General features: G+C 43.3%; 1 protein-coding gene. It reads left to right on the forward strand.

Annotation, left to right across the window (positions count from 1 at the left end):
* Positions 1-317, forward strand: a 317-nt coding sequence (locus TW84_RS11430; protein WP_045975768.1) for a hypothetical protein, incomplete at its 5' end; no start/stop codon positions are given.
* Positions 318-483: the final 166 nt, after the last annotated feature.

Here is a 483-nt window from a genome sequence, read left to right on the forward strand (position 1 = left end):
TTGTTGGTGCCGGTGCCGGGTTATTAATGTCGTTTAAAATGGCTGGAGTGGTCAATAGACCTAGGCAGCGAGTATTGCCATTTCACTCTCTGCTTAACTATCAATTCTACATTGCAGGCATCCAATATAAAAACAACCTTGTTCAATGGCATATGTTCCCAATGATCAAAATGGATTACGGTGATGATGAGAAAGCAAGAGACCTTTACAACCTTAAACAAAACTTTTACTTCTTAAGTTATGCCGCTTCGCATGAAGAGCAAGCTCAAATAGTAAAACTCCTAGCCTCCTTTATTAACATTGTCGAGGAAGAGTAAATAGTCACAGGCTCCCTAAACAGGGATCCTGTGTGCGTACTGGGGTTCAGCGATTGTTGGTGAATCAAAAGCTGAGTAGAACATACCCCTGAACCCAACGTATCAACTACCAATGGAGGGGCCTCACTGATGTATGTGTCTGTCGACTCGTTACCGGAGCTAACCC

Source organism: Vibrio neptunius (assembly GCF_000967495.1).
In the GTDB taxonomy this organism is placed as follows: Bacteria; Pseudomonadota; Gammaproteobacteria; order Enterobacterales; family Vibrionaceae; genus Vibrio; species Vibrio neptunius.